This is a genomic window from Parasedimentitalea nitratireducens (assembly GCF_057444295.1).
In genome coordinates, this window is the sequence record NZ_JBYAXC010000001.1 from 536,070 (window position 1) to 558,100 (window position 22,031).

Genomic DNA, 22,031 nt, shown 5'->3' on the forward strand with positions numbered 1-22,031 from the left:
CTCAAATGTTCATCTGAACGTCATATGCATTCACATGAGCGTCACAAAGGCGCCTTACACTGCACCAAGTGGGCATTTGAACCCGCAGAACACATAAACCAGGGGACCCGCCGCGTTCATATGAACGCGGCTCCGGTCGTAGGAGATCGAAATGAAACTGAAATCCATTCTCTCGGCATCCACGGTTCTGGCCATGGCCGCAACCACCGCCGCGGCTGACAAAGCCGAAGTTCAATTCTGGCACGCCATGGGTGGCCAGCTGGGCGAGATCGTTGACAAATTTGCTGCCGACTACAACGCCGGATCTGACAGCTGCCAGATCAACGCCGTGTACAAAGGCAACTACACCGAAAACATGACCGCCTCGATCGCCGCCTTCCGCGCTGGCGAGCAGCCGCACATCGTGCAGGTGTTTGAAGTGGGCACCGCCACCATGATGGCCGCCGGCGACAAGGGTGCGATCTATCCTGTACACCAGCTGATGAAAGACGCTGGCGTAGACTTTGATCAGTCCGCATACCTGCCAGCTGTTGTGTCCTATTACACCGACACCGAAAACCAGCTGCTGTCGCTGCCGTTCAACTCTTCCACTCCGGTTCTGTGGTACAACAAAACCGCACTGGATGCCGCTGGTGTTGATGTTCCGACCACTTGGGACGAAGTTGAAGTGGCTGCCAAAGCCCTGAAGGACAGCGGTGTTACCAAGCCCTTCTCGTTTGGCTGGCAGTCCTGGTCCAACATCGAAAACTACTCGGCCTGGCACAACCTCCCGCTGGGCTCCGAAGACAACGGTTTTGCCTCGCTGAAGACCGAATTCACCTTTAACAACGAAGCCGTTGTGAACCACATCCAGCGTATTGCTGACATGGGCAAAGACGGCACCTTTGTGTACGGCGGTCGCCGTGGTGACAGCCGCGCCCAGTTTGTAAACGGTGAAACCGCTCTGTGGATCAACTCCTCGGCCTATTACGGTGGTTTCAAGAAAGACATCACCGGGTTTGAATTTGGTCAGGCCATGCTGCCGCTCGACACAGCCGTTGCTGACGCGCCGCAAAACTCGATCATTGGTGGTGCTACACTTTGGGTGCTCACCGGTCACGAACAGCCCGAGTACACCTGTGTTGCTGACTTCTTTAAGTTTGTATCCGCTGACGAGCAGCAGGCATTCTGGCACCAGGAAACCGGCTACGTGCCAATCACCACAGCCGCCTATGGCCTGTCGCAGGAACAGAAGTTCTATGAATCTGATCCTATGACCGACACCGCCATCAAACAGCTGAGCCTGAACACCCCGACCCCAGCCTCCAAAGGTCTGCGTTTTGGTAACTTCGTGCAAATCCGCGATGTCATCAACGAAGAGCTGGAAGCCGTATGGGCCGGTGAAAAAGACGCTCAGGCTGCACTGGATGCCGCAGTGGAGCGTGGCAACAAACTGCTGCGCAAGTTCGAAGCCGCCAACAACTGATAGCCCCGGCTACTCTTCTTACACGGGAGGTCCCTACCGGGGCCTCCCAACTGTCACGACTTCCCCCAAAGGTTCCTCCGCATGCAAAAGCGTGTCGTCTTTCGCTCTCGGCTGCTGCCCTATCTATTGGTCCTGCCGCAGATCGCGATCACCGTCATTTTCTTCTTCTGGCCCGCCTATCAGGCGCTCGAAAGCTCGTTCTTCATCGAAGACGCCTTTGGCTTTTCGCGCCAATGGGTCGCGATGCAGAACTACATCGAACTGTTCGAAGACCCCGGCTATCTACGGTCGTTTAAAACCACGCTGATCTTCGGCGCCTCAGTTGCCGCATTGGCGATGTCGATCTCACTGGGTCTGGCCGTCGCCGCCAACCGGGTGGTCAAGGCCGCAACCGGATATCGCACCCTGCTGATCTGGCCCTACGCCGTGGCCCCCGCCCTGGCCGGGGTGATCTGGTACTTTCTGATGAACCCAAGCCTGGGCATTGTGACTTACTGGCTCAAAGGTGTTGGCATAGATTGGAACCACTATCTAAACGGCGATCAGGCCCTGCTGCTGGTGATTGTCGCCGCCGCGTGGAAACAGGTTAGCTATAACTTCCTGTTCTTCCTTGCCGGGCTGCAGTCGATCCCAAAATCCATGATCGAGGCAGCTGCCATTGATCGCGCTGGCCCTGTGCGCCGATTCTGGACCATAACCTTTCCGCTCCTCACCCCCACCACATTCTTCCTGCTGGTGGTCAATCTTATATACGCCTTCTTTGACACGTTTGCGCTGATCCACGCCACCACCGAGGGTGGCCCGGTAGACTCCACCTCTGTTCTGGTGCTCCGGGTCTTCAAGACTGGCTTTGAAGGCCAAGACTATGGCTCCTCTGCCGCGCAATCGGTGATCCTGATGGGCATGGTCATCGTCATGACCTTTGTCCAATTCCGCTATATCGAACGTAAGGTGCAGTACTGATGGTTGAAAATCGCCCATTCCTCACCTTCATCACCCACGCGGTTCTGATCCTTGGTGTGCTGTTCCTGTGCTTCCCCGTGTGGATGGCACTGGTTGCCTCGACCCATGGCCCCGAAGCCCTAAGCCATTCGCCCATACCGTTGTGGTTTGGTGATCGCGCTTGGGAAAACTACAGCCAGCTTTTGGCTGGCGGCCTGCCCGAGGCCGGCGGCGTGCCGATTGGGTCGATGATGTTCAACAGCCTGATCATGGCGCTGGCCATTACCTTTGGCAAAATCTCCATCTCGATCATCTCGGCCTATGCCATTGTTTACTTCAAATTCCCGTTCCGCATGGGGTTCTTTTGGATGATCTTCATCACCCTGATGCTGCCCGTCGAAGTGCGAATTTTTCCAACGTTAGACGTAGTGGTGAAAATGGGGATGATGGATACTTATGCTGGCCTGACCATTCCGCTGATCGCGTCGGCCACCGCCACATTCCTGTTCCGTCAGTTCTTCCTCACCATCCCGGATGAACTGGTCGAGGCCGCACGCATTGATCGCGCCGGCCCCTTGCGGTTCTTCTGGGATATCCTGCTTCCGCTGAGCCGCACCAATATCGCGGCTCTGTTTATCATCCTGTTTATCTATGGCTGGAACCAATATCTTTGGCCGCTTCTGATCACGACCAAAGAAAGCAATTACACCGTCGTCATGGGCATCCAGCGCATGGTGAATTCAGGTGAAGCCCTGCCGGTTTGGCATTACATCATGGGCACCGCTGTGCTGGCCATGATCCCCCCCGTTATCGTTGTCGTTGCAATGCAAAAGCTCTTTGTCAAAGGGCTGGTTGAAAGTGAGAAATAAATGGCCACTCTAAGCATCAAATCTCTGGGCAAAGTGTACCCGGGCGATGTGACTGCCGTATCCGACGTCAATGTCGAGATTGCAGATGGCGAGTTCATCGTACTGGTTGGCCCGTCGGGCTGTGGTAAATCCACCATCCTGCGGATGATCGCCGGGCTCGAAAGCATCACCTCGGGCGATATGAAGATCGACGACCGCCGGGTCAATGATCTGGAGCCCGGCGAGCGTGACATCGCCATGGTGTTCCAGAACTACGCGCTGTACCCGCATATGTCGGTGCGCGGTAATATGGAGTACGGCCTAAAAAACGAAGGCCTGCCCAAGGCTCAGATTGCTGAGCGTATCGCCGAGGCTGCACGCACCCTGCGGCTTGAGGAGTATCTGGACCGCAAACCGGCAAACCTTTCAGGTGGTCAGCGTCAGCGGGTGGCGATGGGCCGCGCCATCGTGCGCGACCCCAAAGTGTTCTTGTTTGACGAACCTTTGTCCAACCTCGACGCCAAACTGCGCACCCAATTGCGCGCTGAGTTGAAGACCCTGCACAAGCGTCTGGGCGCAACCTTTGTCTACGTGACCCACGACCAGGTTGAGGCGATGAGCCTGGCTGATCGCATCATTATAATGAGTGATGGCAAGGTGGAACAGATCGGTACACCGATGGATTTGTACCTGCGTCCCGCGTCGCGCTTTGTGGCTGACTTCATTGGTAGCCCGGCCATGAACGTACTCGAAGGCACTGTCAGCCAGGACCGTCGCAGCCTGCAGATCAACGGCAGCCATCAGGTTGATTTTGCTGCAGAACTGCCCACTTCGGCAGGAAAATCCATCGCGATTGGGGTCCGCCCAGAGCACCTGCACCAAGGCACCGAAGGCGAAACTCAGATCGATCTGTCGGTTGGATTCATCGAACAACTAGGGGCTGACACAGTTGTACATGGTACACTTTTAGGGTCAGAGACCGCACTGGCCGTACGGCTGAACGGGGTGCAGGCCCGCGACAGTGGCGACAGCATCGCGCTCAGCTGTGCGCAGGAACATATCCACCTGTTTGATGGCACCACAGGTCAGCGATTGAACTGGGATCCTGCATGAGCCAGCCGCCAAAAATATTTGGTCACCGGGGCGCCCCGGTGGCCATGCCAGAAAACACTCTGGCGGGGTTTCAGCACGCGATCGATGTCGGCGTAGATGGGCTAGAGCTCGATCTGCTGATGACCCGCGATGGCGTGCCTGTGGTCACCCACAACCCCCGCCTTTCGGCAGAAACCACCCGTGACGCCGGCGGTGAATGGCTACAAGGCGAAGGCCCAGCCATCAGCGCGCTTACGCTGGATGAGTTGCGCAGCTATGACGTTGGCGGCATTCGTCCCGGCAGCGCCCACGACAAAAAGCATCCTAGCCAAGCAACACTGCGCAACTGCCGCATCCCAACACTGGTTGAGTTTCTAGAGCTGGTAAAGAAACAGCCCTGGGACCTGGAGCTGCTGGTCGAACTTAAACACAGCCCCACCATAAGCCCGCAGATCAGCGCCGAGGATTTTGTTCAGGTCGTTGCCGACATTCTGCAACAACAGGACATGGTCGAGCAAAGCTACCTACATGCCTTCAATTGGCAGATCCTCTCAGCCGCTGCCCGCAACTATCCGCAATTGCGCCGGTCCCATCTGTCGATCCACCGCAGCACCCATCCCGATGGCACCGTCTATCCCGGCTCTCCCTGGCTTGACGGGCTGGATCCAGACTTTGCCCCGATCCCGGAATTACTGGCCCAATCCGGTGCCACCATCTGGAGCCCTTACTTCAAGGATCTGGATGCTGACGGGTTAAGCCAAGCACAGGACCAGAATCTGCAGGTCATGACCTGGACCGTCAACGATACGGCCAACCTGCACCATCAGCTGCAGCTTGGTGTCGACGGCATCATTACCGACGACCCAGCGCTAGCCATTTCACTGCGCGATGAAATCAACTCCAACCAGTCCCAGCCACTGGAGGACCATTTGCAATGACCCCGGATCAGGCCTTTGACCGCTACGAGGCAATTCGCAACCGGCTGCCCCCAGCCCCGGCTGAAGGTGCCTGTGACCATATCTCCGGCCTTCACGAACTGGCCGATCAGGCAGATGCTTTTGTATTCGACGCTTTTGGGGTCTTGAACGTGGGCGAAACCCCGATCGCAGGCGCGCATGACCGCGTGCAGCAACTGCGCGCGATGGGAAAGAAAGTTCTGGTACTCACCAACGCCGCCAGCTTTACCCGCAAACAAACCCAGGCCAAATTCGCCCGGTTGGGATTTGAATTTTCACCGGATGAAATCATCTCCAGCCGCGATGTCTGCGAAGCGTTTTTGACTGCTGCCCTGCCGCGAGGCAAATGGGGTGTCATCGCCCCTCCGGGGTTTGCCCCGAACGACCTGATGGTTGATGCCCAAGCCATGACTGATGACTTCCGCGCTTATGACCGGGTCCAGGCTTTCTTGATGCTCAGCGCTGCGGATTGGAATGCCTCCCGTCAGGCCCTGCTCCACGACAGCCTGCGCCGCAACCCGCGCCCTGTGGTGGTGGCCAACCCCGATCTGGTGGCCCCGCGTGAACACGGGCTATCGCTGGAGCCGGGCTATTATGCCCATGACCTGCAAGACCGTCTGGGAACCAAAGTGATCTTTCATGGCAAACCCTTCCCATCGGTCTATGAGGCGGTTGAGCGACGCCTGCCAGACATTGACCCGCACCGCATTGCCATGGTTGGCGATACTCTGCACACTGATGTTTTAGGGGCCCGCGCCCACGGCTGGACCGCTGCGCTGATTACCGACCACGGGTTGTTCGCCGGGCTCGACGTCCAGAAATTCATCACTGCCAGCGGCATTGCGCCCGACTGGATTGCCCCTTCCATCTAGCCAACAAACGTTAGCCACATGAGCAGCATGACAGATCTCAACGACCGCCAACGCCAAATTGTCGAACGGCTGAGTTCGGCCGGGTTACTGTCGATCAACGACCTGTCGGATCTGTTCAACGTCGCCACCCAGACCATCCGCCGCGATATCAACGACCTGTGCGATCAGGGCCTAGCGCGTAGAGTACACGGTGGTGTTGCGCCGCCATCAAATCCGGTGAACCTCAATTTTCGCGCCCGGTCCACCCTGAACGAGCAAACCAAACGCGCCATTGCCCAGGCCGCAGCCAACCGCATCCCGCCCGGATCCACCGTGCTCCTGGGGATCGGCACCACGGTGCAATACGTCGCCGAAGCGCTGGCCCACACCCCCGACACGACCATCGTCACCAACAATCTCGAGGTGGCCACAGTGCTGTGCAACGCGCCCACCTGCGAGGTTCATGTTGTCGCCGGCCAACTGCGCCACGAAGACCGCGACCTAACCGGGGCCTCGGTGTTAGACGGATACAGCAAGTTTGTGGCTGACTACGGCGTGATCGGTGCAGGTGCACTGGATGCCGAATTTGGCCTGCTGGACTACAAGAAATTCGACGCCGAGGTCAGCAACGTGATCCAGTCCTGCTCGCGCCAGGTCATGCTGGTCGCCGATCACAGCAAATGGAACCGCAGGGCATCGCACCGGGTGGCCGCCTTTTCGCAGGTAGACGAGTTTGTTACCGACAGGGTTCTAGACAACTTCGATCTGCAGCGCGTCGCCCCAGATGTGGAACTCCACCTCGCCCCGTCTTGGGCATGAGCTTTTCACCTCAGAACGCCTTGGGAACGGTTTCGGAATCTGGCAGTGCGAGTACTTGACGGCTGTCTTCCCAAATTATCTTGCCCGGAGATCTAGTTCTTAACTCGCGAATTTCACACCCGGCAAGTGACAGGACAGATGCCAATTCGCGCGCCCGAACAATAACGCTACCAGCCTCACGACTGTAGAACTTAGCGTCTTCTCGAAACCAAAATAACGATTTTCTAACGTCGGGTGTACGAACTTTCCCTTTGAGCCGAGGATAAGTTAATCCGCCACCGCCATCTGCGCTGAACCAATAAAAAGCTTCGTCATGGGCTCTTTGAACACTCCCTTTTTTCTGTGAAAAATCAACATAGTCGCGGGCTGCAAACATGCCAAGTTCTGCATCGATATTGGGATGGGTTCTATTACTAACAAATCTGATAAACATATTGAATAGGTTAACTTTGGTGACTCTGTGAGTTCAAGTCCACACACACTTAACTTTGGGTTCACAGCTAACTTTCACGCCATCGATAAGGCCCCAATTCAGATAGCTCTTCAGTGACCTGCAATCTTTAAAGTTTCGCTCTGCGCCAAACCCCTTCCCCCTGCTTATATTTGCCCAAAAATACTCATTCTAACCCAGCCACACCCCAGGGTGTTGCGTACCCAGCGTACGGTCTGGTTACGACTTATCAGAACAATTTTGGCAGGGTGCAGCCATTCGCGAATACCGCTGGGCCTATCAACCCCAGCACTTGGAACAGGGTCCCATCACCATCGGGGCGCGCAGAGACAACGTTTAGCACGCGGGGTTTGATCCCCGTCCGCATCCGCTTTGGCGGTACCGCCTCTCTTATCACTGCACAGACGACAAACAGTATTGGAAAGATCAAAACCGGCGGGGAGCACCCCCAGCTGGGGTTTCCGTATGCCCGGAATGCAGAGAGGCGGCCCTAAGGCCGCCCCTGATGTTTTAGTTGCTTTGCAGATTTCCGGGATCAAAGACACTACCAGACCCAGAGTTATCTGGCTCTTCTTCAGGTGTCTCGGTTCCCCCGTCTTGCAAGGATCCTGGATCGAAGACATTGCCAAAGCCAGAGTCGTTGGACGGCGCCGGCGTTGTATCGGTGGCAGGAGCCTGATCCGATTGCGCGCCTTCTTCAGCTGCCTTGCGGGCGGCTTCTTCGGCACGACGCTGAAGCAGTTCCTGAATACGCAGGTCTGTTTCCAGCTTCTTCTGCTCTTTCACGTCCGCAATACACTGCGCCGGGCTATAGACCGTCGCTGTGCCTACAACCGCAATTGTCGCCATGGCAACAACCACCAGCAACACCGCCGCAACATTGGAGCTCAGGAAACCAGGCAGGCGAAGCTTGCCAGTTTCCAGTTCTTCCACTGTGGCGGTTTTGCGCGCTGCAGCGACCAGTTCATTGCGGCGGATCTTTGCCTCGTTGAACAGGGCTGCAAACACGGTCAGCAACACGATGATAAAGGCCAAGGCCGAAATCGCCGGGGTGATGCCATAGCGTACCTTTTGTGCCAGCTCGATGGTCAGAGTTGGGTATTCGCCAAAAGTAAACGTGGTGGTGTTATAGTTCTCGAACGAAGCCAAGAACGCCAACACCGCAGCCGAAGCAATCGCTGGACGCATGAACGGCAGCAGAACCTTGCGGAAGGTCTGCGCATGGCTTGCCCCCAAGTCCAGCGCGGCTTCGGTCAGGGCATTGTCATACCGCTGCAGACGCGCCACCAGCACCAGCATGCAGTAGCTGGCAATAAAGGTGGACTGGCCGATGATGGTCAAGAACAAACCACTGCTCAGGAAGCTATCAGCATCCAGGCCCAGCATACGGTTGACGCGATCCCAGAACACCAGGGTCGAGATACCAATTACCACACCGGGCACCAAGATGGGCGCAATGATGATGGTGTAATAGGTCGCTCGTAGCTTGGGCCAGATCTGGGTCAGCATTAGCGCCCCAGCCAAACCCATCGCCACCGACAGTGTTACAGTACCAAGACCAACCAGGATCGAGTTCCAGATCCCGTTCAGGATACGTTCGTCCTGAAACAGCGCCGAGAACCATTCAAAGGTTAGACATTCCCATGGAGCCGCCCGCGGAAAGCTGGGCGAGTTGAAGGCAGTGATCGACATGATCACCAGAGGTCCCAGCAAATAGGCGAAGAAGATCACCAGGTAGAACCAGATGCTTAGGCGCATAAAGGAGAAGTTCTTCATTTGCCGATATCCCCCATGTTCACCTTGAACACGCGCATCAATGCCAGAACCAGCAAGATACAGGTGACAAGCAGAACAACCGCATAGGCAGCGCCCTGTGGCCAGTCGCTGTTGTCATTGAATTGCTGGTAAATCAGCTGCGTAAACCACAGGCTGCTTGGGCCGCCCAGAATTTGTGGCGCAGCCAGCGCACCGGCTGATAGCATGAACACCATGGTACAACCCGAGCTGATCCCCGGCTTGGCATAGGGAATAACCACCCGACGATGAATACGGGTCCAGCTGGCGCCCATGTCTCGTGCCGCCTCGATCTGGTTACGATCCAGGCTTTCGATCACGTTGTAGATCGGGAAGATCATCAGCAGGATATAGGCATAGCCCAGACCCGCATACAGCGCGATGTCGTTGCGGATAAAGTCGAACGGCGTGTCAAACACTCCCGCGCCCACCAACAGGTTATTCAGCACACCACTTTCGCCAAAGATAATCCGCAAAGCAAAGGCCCGCAGAATTTCGTTGATCCAGTAGGGGATGATCAACATCAGTGCCAGAATGCGGATGTGATTTCCGTTGGTCTGCGCCAGATAGTAGGCGATCGGATAACACAGCATCAGATTGAACAGGGTCACAAGAACCGCTGCAATCAGCGTGCGGTAAAACACCTTCAGATCGACCGCGTTATAGTCCTGACTGCCACCTTCGGGGCCAAAAATCAGGTACTTGTAGTTCTCCAGCGTATACAGATCCTTTGGACCACCGATCTCAGGCGGCGGCAGGTTCGGCCGGAATGAAAAGTCGAGCATCGACAACTGGGGCAGGATGATCAGGCCAATGGTCCAGAACAGGACCAAGCCCAACATGATCGAGCCTAGCCCAACGCCGTTGCGGTTAAAGTATTCCCTTAGGAAACGGGGCATCTGTTCAAGCCCCCCTATTCCGTTGCCAGCACGCCGGCAGGCAGTGCTACAGCGTTATGAACATCATACTCCAGGGTCATTGGTTCACCCTTGTGGCTTTCAAACGACTGACCAAGGTTGGGCAGTGAAACCTTCATTTCCTTGCCGCCTTCGCCTTCCATGAAGATGTTAAAGACATTGCCTTCGAACTCTTCTTTGGTAACGCCAGCAGTCACAAAGTGATCACCCTGGGTGCCAAGCGGCGCCAGCGAGAAAGCTTCGGGACGGATGAACAACATCGCATCATCGCCCTCTTTCATCTTGCCCACATTGCTGGACGAAATACGCGCCATCAGATCACCGGACCGGTTGGTGTTGATCATGACTTCGTTGCCAATGACCTTTTTGACGGTGCCGCGGAAAACGTTGTTTTCGCCAACAAACGAAGCCGCAAACGCAGTGTTTGGATCGTTGTAGATGGTTTTGCCATCGCCAATCTGATCAATCACACCAGCGCGCATCACTGCAACGTTGTCCGACATGGTCAGGGCTTCGCCCTGATCGTGGGTGATGTAGATAAAGGTAATGCCAACTCGTTTCTGAATTTCGCGCAATTCAGACCGCATGTGTTGGCGCAGTTTAAGGTCGAGCGCTGACAGCGGCTCATCCAGCAGCAGCACATCAGGCTCGGCGCACAGCGCACGTGCAATCGCAACTCGCTGCTTTTGACCACCCGACAGTTCCGACGGTAGCTTATCGCCCTGACCGGACAGAGCAATCATATCCAGCAGCTCGTCCGCACGCTTGCGGCGTTCCTTGGCCGAGGCACCCTTGATTTCCATCGAGAAGGTGATGTTTTCCCAAACCTTCATCAAAGGGAACAACGCCAAGTTCTGAAAGATCAGCGCAGTGGGGCGTTTGTTTGGGCCAATGCCCTTCATGTTGTTGCCACCGATCAGCACATTGCCTTCGCTGGGCTCAAGAAAGCCGGACACGGCTCTTAGAATGGTTGTTTTACCGCAACCCGACGGCCCTAGGAACGAAAAGAAATCGCCCCCATTAATATTCACGTTTGCGTCGCGAACCGCGACAAAATCTCCAAATCGGATCCAGAGATTTTCAAGATTTACGCCAACCCCAGCACTCATGTGGCTTCCCCCTCGGTGCAGCACAGCACAAGCCCGATGGTTTTCCACCGGCTCTCTCAGGCTGCATCCAGTTTTACATTTTTGATATTTGCGCCATAGGCGCGAAAATGGCCCCCTCCAGACAGAGGGGGCCACAGATTCAAAAGCTTAGGCGCTCTTGAACTTGTTGACGAACTCGGTCCGTACGTCTGCATACCATGGAGCTTCAGCAGGCCATGGGTTCAGATTGGCCAAGCTGCTGCCAGGATAGGCTTCGGCGAAGTTCTTTTTGTAAACGTCACCCGAGAAGGTATCCGCTCCCAGAACTGGCGAGTTGTAGCCGTGGCTATCAATCGCAACACCAGCTGCTTCTTTGCCATAAGCAAAGTCGATAAAGGCGTAGATCTGCTCGATGTTTTTGGCGCCAACAGGCATGGACATGCCGTCAACCCAAGCCATCGCACCTTCGACAGGTGCCTGGTAGTGAACAGGCTCACCAGCAGATTTCAGTGCCAGTGGTGGACCATCCCAAGTCTGGCCAACAACAACACCTTCGTTCAGAAGACCGTTTTTCTGAGTATCAGCGTCGTTCCAGATCAGCTTGATGCGCGACTTACGCTCAACACACCAGTCAGCGATCTGACCCCAGACTTTGCGCATGGTGTCTTCGTCGTTGTATGCAGCCCAGACAGAACCGGCATCCATTTGACCCGAAGCTTCCATGTACAGGCCAGCACCCAGCATCATCGAGTGCGCGCGACCCATGGTCTTGCCAGCGTTTTCTTCCGACCAAACGTCGCCATAAGATGGTGCATCACCAGCTGGCAGCCATTTGTCTGTGCGGTATGCGATACCTTCGGTACCCCAGATGTGCGGCAGCCAATGTGCGCCTGCGTCGCCAAAATTCCATGCATCGGTGCCGATTTTGGCCATCGATGGGTTCACAGCGTCCATGTTGACCTTGTTCAGATCAAACGGCTGAAGCAGCTCCAGTGGGCCCCACTGCAGCGAACGGTTGTTGGTTGGCGATACGATGTCGAAGCCCTGGCCTTTGGTGGCCTTCATCTTGTTGATGATTTCTTCGTTCGAACCGATACCGGTGTAGTTCACCTTGATGCCAGTTGCGCCTTCAAAGTCTGCCAGGAATTTTGGCGGCAGATAGTCCGACCACATCAGGATGTTGATTTCACCCGAAGAGGCCAATGCGCTCTTGGAATAAAGCGGAGCTGCCAGTGCTGCTGCGCCTGCTGTTTTCAGCAGCGAGCGGCGGGTTACTGATGATTTAGTAGTCATTATCGTTTTTTCCCCGTTGGAAGATTGTTTTAGTTTTTTTCTTGCTTTTATGAGCAAACAGTTTTGCGGATGGTTGGAGGTCTCCTACAGTGACAGTTTCAATAATTGATAAGACCAGACTCGGAATTTCATTGTTCAAATCGGTCCAGTTGTCGCGACGCCCACCGGCATACTGCCTATAACGAGTCCGCGACAAAGTAGTTACAATTGCAGTGTGCGCTTACCAAAGGCCATACGTCAACGTTGTAAAAGCCGTATGACAACTAACAATCACGTCACCCCCACAAAGTGCTACAATTTCTCCTGCACATTGTTGTAATTGATGCATTAATTAGCGTCCAGCAGATGTAACGGCATTCAAGTTTCAACCTGTTCCCGTTGCATTTCCTCGATCAACCGAGTCTCTAAGAGCTGCCCATTCTTGTACAGAACAGGGTAAGCAACAGCTGCAATATGGCTATTAAACTCGCGCAGCGCCCGAAGGGTTTCCAGATGTATGTCCGAGGTTTCAAAACTATCAGTGGCGCCATTCTGCAATCGCTTTAGATGGCGCTTGCGGCTATCCCGTTCGGCCCGCTTGAGCTCGGTTTTTTCCAGGCTCAGCAGTCGCGCGCTTTCCAAATCGTCGGAAATCAGCACATTCGAGGCTAGGCTTAGATTGGCCATGATGCTCTCGTGCATACGCGTCAGTTCCAACCAGCCCTCCTTGGAGAAGCCAGCCTCTTTCTTGCGCATTTCACCAGCCAGAACCGTTAGCCGTTTGGCCACCACATCCCCTGCCGTTTCCAGCCGAATGGCGTATTCAACCATGTCCCGGGCTGTTTTGGCATTAGCTTTACCAAACTCTTCGGGCGGGATCGCGGCCACAAACGAACGGATGCCCGACAGGCAGTCGTTGACGTCATGATCCAACTCTTGAACCGCTTTGATCTGTTCTTTGTCGCCGCTTTCGTACAAGGAAAGCACTGGGCGAAACATTGAATCAACCAGCCCCGACATCCGCAACAACTCGCGCTTTAGACTAGACAGCGCCTGAGCCGGAGGGCCGACATTGGCCAGATCCAGCGCACTTGCCGGACGTCCAGTTGCAACTTCAGCCTCCTCTTTCACAGCAGCGTCAGGCATCAGGCGCTCCATCACGCCCTGGAACCAGAAACATACCGGCAGGGCCAGCACCAAGAGCGAGGCGTTAAAGATAAGATGTGCATACACAAGCATTTGTCCGCCTTGCGGATTGCCCAGCACGCCCGAACGCAGGGCTATGTTGACAGCAAACAGTGCCACAACAGCCCAAGACCCACGCAGGATCATATTGGCAAAGGGAATGCGCCGCGCCGACAATGTCATGCCGCGACTAAGCCAAACCGGAATAAAGGCCGAGCCGAAGTTAGCCCCCAGCACCAGTGACAAGCCGGCCGCAAAGGGGATGGCATCGATCTGCACCAGGGTCACGCACATCAGAATCGCCGCCACGGATGAATGCATGACAAAGGCCAGCGCGGCGCCGACAAGAAACGCCGTTACATAATCGCGTGCCAGATATTCCGCGATAGCTGGCAAAAACGCACTGTCACGAATCGGGTCCATTGCCTCGCGCAAGAACCGCAGCGAAATCAGAATAAAGGCCACACCCATCAGGATCCGCCCCATCTGGCGGGCTTTGCGGGCCTCGACCTTGACGAACATATAGCCGCCTACTGCCAGCAACAGCGGCACCAACCAATCCAGTTTGAACGACAGGATCTGAATAATCAGCGCCGACCCCAGATCGCCGCCCAGCACAATCGCCAGCCCGGTTGGAAAGCTCAGCAACCCGCTGGCCGCAAAACCCGAGGTCAGCAGCGCAACAGCGGCCGAGCTTTGCAATACGATGGCCAGAACCAGCCCCACCATGCTCGCCTGTGTGACGCTACGCTGCCCGGTCAGCACCCGCTGAAACGAGGCACCATAGCTGCGTTCAATGCCCGTTCGCACCATCCGCACTGCAAACAACAGCAACATGGTTGCCCCTGCCAAACTCATCAAAAAACTTACAATCGCCATTTCTTGTTCCACTCGTTCGCGGTTTGCGGCCTGTCACCCATCCGCGTTATTTGTCTGCGTCACCACTTTTGTCTTTGGCAACTTCTATGCCAACATCCCTAGCCGCCAGCGCGGCGGTTAGCTTCTTACCCGGAGCCTTGTCGCTGATAACCAGATTCAAACTGCCAAGCTCTGGCCCACGATGCGGTGCGGTTTCATCGAACTTGGTATGCGCCAAAGCCAGCACCGTGCATTCAGCACAGCCTGAAACCACAGCGGCCAGCTGCGCTTCGGGCGCGATCTGATACAGCACGCCGTGTTTGGCCGTCAGCGCATCTGCCGACAGAATAGCCACATCAAAGACAAACCGCCGGGCCTGTTGCTCGGCCACAAAGCCAAAGGTGCCGCGTTGATTGCTTTGCATTTCGCCCCCCAACAGATGCACGCGATTGCCATTATGATTGGCCAGCGCCTGCGCCACACCGATCGAGTTGGTCACAACGGTCAGGTTTGATTTCTGCCGCAGCGCTTCCGCCACATAGGCGGTGGTGGATCCGACATCCAGAAACACCGTTATCCCATCTCGGATCACTTTGGCGACACGCGCGGCGATCCTCTGTTTTTCTGCCGAATCCTGCCCAAACCGGTGATAGAAGCTCGGCTCACTTTGCGCCCCCACCAGATGGGCACCGCCGTGCACACGCAATACAACACCAGCCTTGGACAAGGCCTTGATCGTTCGCCGCACGGTTTCCTCGGACACGTCCAGCGTTTTGGCCAGCTCGGCACTGCGGGCAGATCCACCCAGCCGACGCAGCGCGCCGAGCAGTTCAAGCTCGCGGTGGGAAAGGGATTGTGTGCCAGACAAAGGCGGCTCTTTCATGGTCAACAGATGCCCCAAAACTACACAAAAACCCACATCAAGCAAGACAAGACCCTCAAAAACCCGCAAATTCGGTCAACTAGGGCTGAAAATTGACGCAAACAGACCTTTCACCGTTTGATTTCCGCGTTTATCTAACACCAGAGCGGTGAAAGAGGTGCGCCATGTCTGATGCCAAGAACGTTTTGTTCATTCTGATTGATCAAATGCGGGCGGATTGCCTGTTTGGCGCGCTGGCTGACCACGTGGAGCTGCCAAACCTGCGCGCCTTTATGAAAGACGCGGTCACGTTTGAACGTAACTATACTGTGGTGAACCCCTGCGGCCCGTCGCGCGCCTCGCTGCTGACCGGGCAATACGCAATGAACCACCGCTCGGTGCGAAATGGCACCCCGATGCGGCACGACACACCCAACATCGCCACCGAGATGCGCAAGGCCGGATATTTGCCGATGCTGTTTGGCTATACCGACAGCTCGCAAGACCCCCGCGCCTATCACCCCAATGATCCAGCAGTGCGCACTTATGAGTACCCGATGAACGGATTTCACGAGATGCTCGAGATGCGGCTGGAGATGTCTTATCCGTGGCGCTCACATCTGCTGAACAATGGCTATCATTTTGACAGCTATGCCGATGTCTACAAACCTGTCTCACCCACCGGTGGCGCGCCTAAACTGAACGACCCGGCGATGTATCGTGCCGAACATAGTGACACCGCGTTTCTGACCGATCAGTTTCTGGCCACCATGCCGGCTTACGGCGAGCAAAGCTGGTTTGCCCATCTGACCTATATCCGCCCACATCCACCGCTGGTGGCCCCAGCGCCCTATAATGACATGTATGATCCGTCAGTCTTACCCCTGCCCGCGCGCCTCACCAGTGCCGAGGCCGAGGCGGCGGTGCACCCCTTCTTTGGCCCAACACAGCAGACCTACAAACCTTCGGACTGTGTTATGGGATTCCCTGACCTTGAGGATTCGGATGAAACCACCCAAACCCTGCGCTCCATCTATCTAGGCCTCGCAACCGAAGTGGATGCCCATATTGGCCGGGTGTTGCAATTCCTGAAAGACAGCGGGCAAGAAGATAACACGCTGGTGGTGATCTCAGCAGATCATGGTGAGATGCTGGGCGATCGCCATAGCTGGAGCAAGTTCTCGGTCTATGATGCGGCCTATCACACGCCGCTGATCGTCCGGCAGCCCGGGAACAAGGACCGCGCCGGGGCTGTGGTGACTGAAATTACCGAGTCGATTGATCTTGCCCCAACCATTCTGGATTGGGTTGGGCAAGAGATCCCCAATGCGATGGATGGTCAGTCACTGCTGCCCTTGCTGCGCGGTGAAATCCCATCCGATTGGCGGCACTATTCCTTTTCAGAACTGGACTTTTCCGATCCCGAGACCCCCACCCTTTGGGAGCAAGCGCTCGGCACCAATGCCAGCAACTCATCTCTTGGTATCCTGCGCGATGAGAGGTTCACGCTAGTGGAGTTCGCCGCCGACCTGCCGCCGATGCTGTTTGACCACCAGAACGCAGGCGAGTTTGAAAACGTCGCGGACAGACCCGAATATCAGCAAGACATGATGCGTCTGCTGCGCCAGATGTTGCGCCACCGGATGCAGAATGCAGACCACACGCTATCGCTACACTCGATCACAACCGACGGTCCCAAGATGCGGAAACGGCACTCCTGACACGGGCAGGCATACCCAATCCTGGTGATTGACGCCGCCCAACACTTTCAGGCACAAGGGCATCGTTTGTGCGAGCATCAGGCTTGGGTACATTTTTTGACGGGGCCTTTATGACCGACCTTCGCGCCACTGCGCTTTCCTTGTTTTCTGCCGCAGTCAAACGCGCGGACCCTGCCGCTGCTCTAAGGGATGCCCTGTCAAAGGCATCTTTGCCTGACTTGCAGCAAGGCGGGCGCAACATCATCATCGCTATCGGCAAGGCTGCGTCGCCGATGATGCGCCAAGCGCTGGAGCTGATACCCGAACCACGTGTCGCCCTTTCCATTACCAACCCGGAAAACCTGTGCGAAATTGCGGGGGCCACCACGATCTGTGGGGACCACCCCGTTCCCGGCAATGGCAGCGCTGCTGCGGGACAAGCGGTGATCGATCTGCTGGCAACCACCACCAACAAGGACCGTGTCATCGCGCTGATCTCAGGCGGTGGATCGGCCTTGATGGCAGCCCCCGCACCCGGATTGACGCTGAATGACAAGGTCGCAGTGAACAAACTGCTGCTGTCCTCTGGGATGAACATCAACCAGATGAACCTGATCCGCCAGCAGCTGTCGGCCCTAAAGGGCGGCGGTTTGCTGCGCCATGCGGCCCCGGCGCCAGTCACGGCCTTTATCCTGTCGGATGTTATTGGCGACGACCTGCGCGCCATTGCCTCGGGGCCCAGCGTATCGCCGATTGGCACCCGCGCCGAGGCCAAAGGCATGATGCAAAATGCTGGGATTTGGGAGGCCGCCCCCGAGACGGTAAAAACCCACCTGAGCGCGCTTGAGGCTAACTCAATCGCGCTGCCCACAGCCACCAACGCCCTGATCGGCAGCAACCGCCACAGCTTGCAAACGATGCTGGAGGCTGCAAACGATTGGGACGCACAGGTGGTCAGCGACCAGCTGACTGGAGATGTAGAAGATGCAGCCCAGGCCATCATCACCGCCGCCCAATTGGCCCCCACTGATCGCCCTGTTGCATTGATCTTTGGTGGCGAAACCACGGTACAAATACAAGGCACCGGACGCGGCGGTCGCAATCAGGAACTGGCCCTGAGGGTCGCCAAACTTGGGGCCGCGCAGCTGACAGGTGATTGGCTGTTTCTGTCCGGCGGCACCGATGGTCGTGATGGGCCCACGGATGCGGCTGGCGGGATTGTGACTGGCAACACCTGGGAGAGCATCCACCGGACTGGACTGGATCCGGATGCGCTGCTTGCCAATAATGACAGCAATGCCGCACTTGGCGCAGCGGATGCGCTTTTGGTCACCGGAGGCACCGGGACCAACGTGGCAGATGTGCAGGCTTTTTTGCGGCTTCCAAACTAGGGGCTACAGATCAATCCGGTCCAGCTCGTTCAGCAGATCCAACAAGGCCTCGTAACGATCCTCGCCCATTTTAGATCGCGTATCAGCTGCCAACGCCAGACTTGCCTCTAGATTATCCGAGATCAGCGCCTCGCCTATTGCGGTGATCGTGATCACCTGCCGACGACGATCCCTTTGATCCTGCTCGCGGCTGATCATTTGCTTGTCTTCCAGCTTTTGCAGGATCCGTGTCAGGCTGGGTAACAACAAACAGGCATGCTCGGCAATCTGGGTCGGGTCAATCGCCCCACGCTCTTGCACCACACGCAAGACACGCCACTGCTGTTCAGTCAGATCAACATCGCTGAGCAGTGTGCGAATTGGCCCCATCACCCGCTCACGGGCGCGCAGCAACGCAATTGGCAACGAGCGATTGGTGGTTGGCATAGTTTTTGTCATGGCTAATTATCACCTTACAGGGCCACAAAGGCAATTGCTGCGCTGATCTTTCCGATCTTGACTTCCAATCAGAAAATTACTACACATGTTAAGCAATTAATGGAATACACAGCATGCCACATATCACACTGGACTACTCTGCCAACTTAGAGCCACATGTGGACTTTGCCAGTCTTTGCGACCGCTTACGCCATGTCGCCATCGAAACGGGCACCTTTCCGCTGGCCGGAATACGGGTGCGTGCCATAGCCGCCAATCATGTTTCAATTGCCGATGGTAACCCGGATCATGGTTACATTGATATCTCGGTGCGTCTGCGAGCCGGGCGCGACATCGAGACCCGGAAACAGGCTACGGCCCAGATATTCGCGGCTGCGCAGTCTTTTTTGGAACCAACGATGCAAACGCGCTCTGTCGCGCTATCCCTCGAGATGCGCGACATCGATCCTGAACTTTCGCCAAAATGCGGCACCATTCGTGACCATCTGACATAGATTGAGATCTGATGACTGATTTGAACAACAACATAGACAAGCTCAACACCTATCTGGAGCGATTTCGCCAGACGGGTATTCAAAACCTGATTGCTGGTGAAACTCTGCCCGCAGCTTCGGGTGAGTGTTTTGAGACCATATCTCCAACGGATGAAAGCGTGATCTGTTCGGTAGCCCGCGGTGGTGTTGCAGATATCGATGCCGCGGCGCAGGCCGCCAAAGATGCCTTTCCAGCCTGGCGCGACATGCCCGCGCTGGAACGCAAGAAGATCCTGCATCGCATTGCCGGCCTGATTGTTGAACGTGCCGAAGAGATTGCGTTTTGCGAATGCTGGGACACAGGGCAGGCGCTACGGTTCATGTCCAAAGCTGCCCTGCGCGGGGCCGAGAACTTTCGCTATTTCGCTGATCAGGTGACAGCTGCGCGGGACGGCAAGAACCTGCAATCGCCCACATTGATGAACGTTACAACACAGGTTCCGATTGGCCCGGTTGGGGTGATTACCCCGTGGAACACACCGTTCATGTTGTCGACCTGGAAGATTGCCCCGGCGCTGGCATCAGGCTGCACCGTGGTACACAAACCCGCCGAGTTCAGCCCGCTAACCGCCCGTATTCTGGCCGAAATCGCACACGACGCTGGGTTACCCGCTGGCGTGTGGAATCTGGTGAATGGGTATGGTGAGGACGCCGGCAAACGGCTGACCGAGCATCCGGCGATCAAGGCGATTGCCTTTGTCGGCGAAAGCCGGACTGGATCGCTGATCACCAAACAGGGTGCGGATACCCTGAAACGGATGCACCTGGAGCTGGGCGGTAAAAACCCGGTGGTGGTGTTTGATGACGCTGATCTGGACCGGGCATTGGATGCGGTGATCTTCATGATCTACTCAATCAACGGCGAACGCTGCACATCGTCATCACGGCTGCTGGTGCAGGACACCATTGCCGAGGAATTTCAGGGCAAACTGGTTGAGCGAGTCAATAACATCCGTGTTGGCCACCCGCTGGATCCCCAGACCGAGGTCGGCCCGCTGATTGCGCAGGAACATTTTGACAAGGTGACGTCTTACTTTGAGATCGCCAAACAAGACGGGGCCACCATCGCGGCGGGAGGTGAGCGGTTAGGCGACGAAGGCTATTTCGTGCGCCCCACCCTGTTCACCAATGCCAACAACAAGATGCGCATTGCGCAGGAAGAGATCTTTGGTCCGGTGCTGACGGAGATCACTTTTGAAACCGAAGAAGAAGCCTTGGAGATGGCCAATGACACCCAATACGGGCTGACCGGCTATGTCTGGACCAATGACCTAACCCGCGCGCTGCGGTTCACCAATCATCTGGAGGCCGGCATGATCTGGGTGAACTCGGAAAACGTGCGCCACCTTCCAACCCCATTTGGCGGCGTCAAAGCCAGCGGAATAGGCCGTGACGGCGGCGACTGGAGCTTTGATTTCTACATGGAGCAAAAGCACATTGGTTTTGCCCTTGGCCACCACAACATCCCGCGCCTTGGCGCCTGAACCTTTCCCGGAAACGCGCCTTCGGAGGAGACTTTAATGCCTATTCCCGCCCCTAACCTCTACCCACCATTCAACATCGTACGGCTTTCCCATGTTGAATACCGGGTCACCAACCTTGCCGCCTCGCGGGCGTTTTATGTCGATACGCTGGGACTGCAGGTCACCCATGAAGACGACCAGCGCATCTACCTGCGTGCAATGGAAGAACGCGGCCATCACTGCATTGTGCTGGTGCAGGCGGATAAGGCCGAGGTCGGCGTACTGGGGTTCAAGCTCTATGATGAGCCGGACTTGGACAAGGCAGCAGACTTCTTTGCCTCACGAGACTTGCCAGTGGAATGGGTCGATCGCCCGCATATGGGGCGCTGCCTGCGCACGCGGGATCCTTGGGGCATTCCGCTGGAGTTCTATGTCAAAATGGAGCGGTTGGAGCCCATTCATCAGAAGTACAAGCTGTACAATGGGGTGAAGCCGCTGCGCATTGATCACTTCAACATGTTCAGCGCCGATGTGGATGCCTCGGTTGCGTTTTATGGCGATATCGGGTTCCGGGTGACCGAATACACCGCAGATGACGAGAGTGGCAAAACCTGGGCCGCCTGGATGCATCGCAAGGGCGGCGTGCATGATGTGGCCTTTACCAATGGGTTGGGTCCGCGGCTGCATCACACCGCGTTTTGGGTACCGAACCCATTGAATATCATCGACTTGCTGGATCTGATGTCGACCACCGGTTATGTCGATAATATCGAGCGTGGGCCAGGGCGGCATGGAATTTCTAACGCCTTCTTCCTCTATGTCCGCGACCCTGATGGGCACCGGATCGAGATTTACTGCTCGGATTATCAGACCTGTGACCCGGACCTGGAGCCGATCAAGTGGTCGTTGACCGATCCGCAGCGCCAGACATTGTGGGGCGCCGCTGCGCCACGCAGTTGGTTTGAGGAAGGATCAGCATTTGAAGGCGCAGATGTGGTTGAGAGTGCTTTGAAAGCGCAGCCGATTATTGCACCTTAGCGAAACACAAGGACAGAGCCCGGACCGAGGGGTGGGTGTAAAGCGCCCTCCCCTTGGGGTCGGTCCGG

At 56.2% G+C, this 22,031-nt stretch carries 20 protein-coding genes; 12 read left to right on the plus strand and 8 right to left on the minus strand.

Features of this window, described 5'->3' with window-relative positions; translation table 11 throughout:
• The first annotated feature begins 151 nt into the window (after positions 1–151).
• The 7 genes from ugpB (at position 152) to AC2T28_RS02800 (ending at position 6,973) form a co-directional block, all read left to right on the plus strand.
• Complete coding sequence (ugpB, locus tag AC2T28_RS02770) at positions 152–1,465, plus strand: sn-glycerol-3-phosphate ABC transporter substrate-binding protein UgpB (RefSeq protein ID WP_486747415.1); 1,314 nt, start codon at positions 152–154, stop codon at positions 1,463–1,465.
• An 81-nt stretch (positions 1,466–1,546) separates the two neighbouring features.
• A complete protein-coding gene (gene ugpA / locus AC2T28_RS02775) occupies positions 1,547–2,428 on the plus strand; it encodes a sn-glycerol-3-phosphate ABC transporter permease UgpA (protein ID WP_486747416.1) in 882 nt (293 codons plus the stop codon).
• Complete coding sequence (gene ugpE, locus AC2T28_RS02780) at positions 2,428–3,276, plus strand: sn-glycerol-3-phosphate ABC transporter permease UgpE (RefSeq protein ID WP_486747417.1); 849 nt, start codon at positions 2,428–2,430, stop codon at positions 3,274–3,276. The genes ugpA and ugpE overlap by 1 nt, the downstream gene beginning before the upstream one ends.
• Positions 3,277–4,368, plus strand: a complete 1,092-nt coding sequence (locus AC2T28_RS02785) for an ABC transporter ATP-binding protein (RefSeq protein WP_486747418.1) — start codon at positions 3,277–3,279, stop codon at positions 4,366–4,368.
• Positions 4,365–5,285, plus strand: coding sequence for a glycerophosphodiester phosphodiesterase family protein (locus AC2T28_RS02790; RefSeq protein ID WP_486747419.1), 921 nt, complete (start codon positions 4,365–4,367; stop codon positions 5,283–5,285). Before AC2T28_RS02785 ends, AC2T28_RS02790 begins: the two co-directional genes overlap by 4 nt.
• On the plus strand, positions 5,282–6,175 hold the full coding sequence (locus AC2T28_RS02795; protein WP_486747420.1) for a TIGR01459 family HAD-type hydrolase: 894 nt from the start codon (positions 5,282–5,284) through the stop codon (positions 6,173–6,175). The genes AC2T28_RS02790 and AC2T28_RS02795 overlap by 4 nt, the downstream gene beginning before the upstream one ends.
• Before the next feature lie 18 nt (positions 6,176–6,193).
• On the plus strand, positions 6,194–6,973 hold the full coding sequence (locus AC2T28_RS02800) for a DeoR/GlpR family DNA-binding transcription regulator (RefSeq protein ID WP_486747421.1): 780 nt from the start codon (positions 6,194–6,196) through the stop codon (positions 6,971–6,973).
• 10 nt (positions 6,974–6,983) lie between these two features.
• On the opposite strand, the gene AC2T28_RS02805 is transcribed toward AC2T28_RS02800, so the two are convergent.
• From AC2T28_RS02805 to AC2T28_RS02835, 7 genes are all read right to left on the minus strand, one after another.
• Positions 6,984–7,406: a hypothetical protein gene (locus AC2T28_RS02805; protein ID WP_486747422.1), complete on the minus strand. Its 423-nt coding sequence runs from the start codon at positions 7,404–7,406 to the stop codon at positions 6,984–6,986.
• Positions 7,407–7,934: 528 nt separating this feature from the next.
• On the minus strand, positions 7,935–9,200 hold the full coding sequence (locus AC2T28_RS02810) for an ABC transporter permease (RefSeq protein WP_486747423.1): 1,266 nt from the start codon (positions 9,198–9,200) through the stop codon (positions 7,935–7,937).
• A complete protein-coding gene (locus AC2T28_RS02815; protein WP_486747424.1) occupies positions 9,197–10,117 on the minus strand; it encodes an ABC transporter permease in 921 nt (306 codons plus the stop codon). Before AC2T28_RS02815 ends, AC2T28_RS02810 begins: the two co-directional genes overlap by 4 nt.
• 14 nt (positions 10,118–10,131) lie before the next feature.
• A complete protein-coding gene (locus AC2T28_RS02820) occupies positions 10,132–11,244 on the minus strand; it encodes an ABC transporter ATP-binding protein (protein ID WP_486747425.1) in 1,113 nt (370 codons plus the stop codon).
• A gap of 147 nt (positions 11,245–11,391) precedes the next feature.
• Complete coding sequence (locus AC2T28_RS02825; protein ID WP_486747426.1) at positions 11,392–12,516, minus strand: extracellular solute-binding protein; 1,125 nt, start codon at positions 12,514–12,516, stop codon at positions 11,392–11,394.
• A gap of 357 nt (positions 12,517–12,873) precedes the next feature.
• Positions 12,874–14,559, minus strand: coding sequence for a Na/Pi cotransporter family protein (locus tag AC2T28_RS02830; protein WP_486747427.1), 1,686 nt, complete (start codon positions 14,557–14,559; stop codon positions 12,874–12,876).
• Positions 14,560–14,605: 46 nt separating this feature from the next.
• A complete protein-coding gene (locus AC2T28_RS02835) occupies positions 14,606–15,421 on the minus strand; it encodes a DeoR/GlpR family DNA-binding transcription regulator (protein ID WP_486747428.1) in 816 nt (271 codons plus the stop codon).
• A gap of 164 nt (positions 15,422–15,585) precedes the next feature.
• Between AC2T28_RS02835 and AC2T28_RS02840 the strand changes: the two genes are divergently transcribed.
• Together AC2T28_RS02840 and AC2T28_RS02845 are read left to right on the plus strand one after the other, a co-directional pair.
• Positions 15,586–17,121: an alkaline phosphatase family protein gene (locus AC2T28_RS02840; RefSeq protein ID WP_486747429.1), complete on the plus strand. Its 1,536-nt coding sequence runs from the start codon at positions 15,586–15,588 to the stop codon at positions 17,119–17,121.
• 110 nt (positions 17,122–17,231) lie between these two features.
• Positions 17,232–18,491, plus strand: coding sequence for a glycerate kinase type-2 family protein (locus AC2T28_RS02845; protein ID WP_486747430.1), 1,260 nt, complete (start codon positions 17,232–17,234; stop codon positions 18,489–18,491).
• 3 nt (positions 18,492–18,494) lie between these two features.
• Here the strand turns inward: AC2T28_RS02845 and hpaR are convergent, their stop codons facing one another.
• Positions 18,495–18,929: a homoprotocatechuate degradation operon regulator HpaR gene (gene hpaR, locus AC2T28_RS02850; protein WP_486747431.1), complete on the minus strand. Its 435-nt coding sequence runs from the start codon at positions 18,927–18,929 to the stop codon at positions 18,495–18,497.
• 113 nt (positions 18,930–19,042) lie between these two features.
• Here hpaR and AC2T28_RS02855 point away from each other — a divergent pair, with 113 nt between their 5' ends.
• The 3 genes from AC2T28_RS02855 to hpaD are packed head-to-tail and all read left to right on the plus strand — an operon-like array spanning position 19,043 to position 21,963.
• Entirely contained in the window at positions 19,043–19,423 is a 381-nt protein-coding gene (locus AC2T28_RS02855) for a 5-carboxymethyl-2-hydroxymuconate Delta-isomerase (protein ID WP_486747432.1), read from the plus strand.
• Between the two features lie 11 nt (positions 19,424–19,434).
• Positions 19,435–20,946, plus strand: coding sequence for a 5-carboxymethyl-2-hydroxymuconate semialdehyde dehydrogenase (hpaE, locus tag AC2T28_RS02860; protein WP_486747433.1), 1,512 nt, complete (start codon positions 19,435–19,437; stop codon positions 20,944–20,946).
• Positions 20,947–20,982: 36 nt separating this feature from the next.
• Positions 20,983–21,963, plus strand: a complete 981-nt coding sequence (gene hpaD / locus AC2T28_RS02865; protein ID WP_486747434.1) for a 3,4-dihydroxyphenylacetate 2,3-dioxygenase — start codon at positions 20,983–20,985, stop codon at positions 21,961–21,963.
• Positions 21,964–22,031 lie beyond the last annotated feature (68 nt).

What these genes read in the sequence shown, in the direction of transcription:
- ugpB (WP_486747415.1), top strand. Translation starts at nt 152, where the DNA reads ATGAAACTGAAATCCATTCTCTCGGCATCCACGGTTCTGGCCATGGCC.
- ugpA (WP_486747416.1), top strand. Translation starts at nt 1,547, where the DNA reads ATGCAAAAGCGTGTCGTCTTTCGCTCTCGGCTGCTGCCCTATCTATTG.
- ugpE (WP_486747417.1), top strand. Translation starts at nt 2,428, where the DNA reads ATGGTTGAAAATCGCCCATTCCTCACCTTCATCACCCACGCGGTTCTG.
- AC2T28_RS02785 (WP_486747418.1), top strand. Translation starts at nt 3,277, where the DNA reads ATGGCCACTCTAAGCATCAAATCTCTGGGCAAAGTGTACCCGGGCGAT.
- AC2T28_RS02790 (WP_486747419.1), top strand. Translation starts at nt 4,365, where the DNA reads ATGAGCCAGCCGCCAAAAATATTTGGTCACCGGGGCGCCCCGGTGGCC.
- AC2T28_RS02795 (WP_486747420.1), top strand. Translation starts at nt 5,282, where the DNA reads ATGACCCCGGATCAGGCCTTTGACCGCTACGAGGCAATTCGCAACCGG.
- AC2T28_RS02800 (WP_486747421.1), top strand. Translation starts at nt 6,194, where the DNA reads ATGAGCAGCATGACAGATCTCAACGACCGCCAACGCCAAATTGTCGAA.
- AC2T28_RS02805 (WP_486747422.1), bottom strand. Translation starts at nt 7,406, where the DNA reads ATGTTTATCAGATTTGTTAGTAATAGAACCCATCCCAATATCGATGCA.
- AC2T28_RS02810 (WP_486747423.1), bottom strand. Translation starts at nt 9,200, where the DNA reads ATGAAGAACTTCTCCTTTATGCGCCTAAGCATCTGGTTCTACCTGGTG.
- AC2T28_RS02815 (WP_486747424.1), bottom strand. Translation starts at nt 10,117, where the DNA reads ATGCCCCGTTTCCTAAGGGAATACTTTAACCGCAACGGCGTTGGGCTA.
- AC2T28_RS02820 (WP_486747425.1), bottom strand. Translation starts at nt 11,244, where the DNA reads ATGAGTGCTGGGGTTGGCGTAAATCTTGAAAATCTCTGGATCCGATTT.
- AC2T28_RS02825 (WP_486747426.1), bottom strand. Translation starts at nt 12,516, where the DNA reads ATGACTACTAAATCATCAGTAACCCGCCGCTCGCTGCTGAAAACAGCA.
- AC2T28_RS02830 (WP_486747427.1), bottom strand. Translation starts at nt 14,559, where the DNA reads ATGGCGATTGTAAGTTTTTTGATGAGTTTGGCAGGGGCAACCATGTTG.
- AC2T28_RS02835 (WP_486747428.1), bottom strand. Translation starts at nt 15,421, where the DNA reads ATGAAAGAGCCGCCTTTGTCTGGCACACAATCCCTTTCCCACCGCGAG.
- AC2T28_RS02840 (WP_486747429.1), top strand. Translation starts at nt 15,586, where the DNA reads ATGTCTGATGCCAAGAACGTTTTGTTCATTCTGATTGATCAAATGCGG.
- AC2T28_RS02845 (WP_486747430.1), top strand. Translation starts at nt 17,232, where the DNA reads ATGACCGACCTTCGCGCCACTGCGCTTTCCTTGTTTTCTGCCGCAGTC.
- hpaR (WP_486747431.1), bottom strand. Translation starts at nt 18,929, where the DNA reads ATGACAAAAACTATGCCAACCACCAATCGCTCGTTGCCAATTGCGTTG.
- AC2T28_RS02855 (WP_486747432.1), top strand. Translation starts at nt 19,043, where the DNA reads ATGCCACATATCACACTGGACTACTCTGCCAACTTAGAGCCACATGTG.
- hpaE (WP_486747433.1), top strand. Translation starts at nt 19,435, where the DNA reads ATGACTGATTTGAACAACAACATAGACAAGCTCAACACCTATCTGGAG.
- hpaD (WP_486747434.1), top strand. Translation starts at nt 20,983, where the DNA reads ATGCCTATTCCCGCCCCTAACCTCTACCCACCATTCAACATCGTACGG.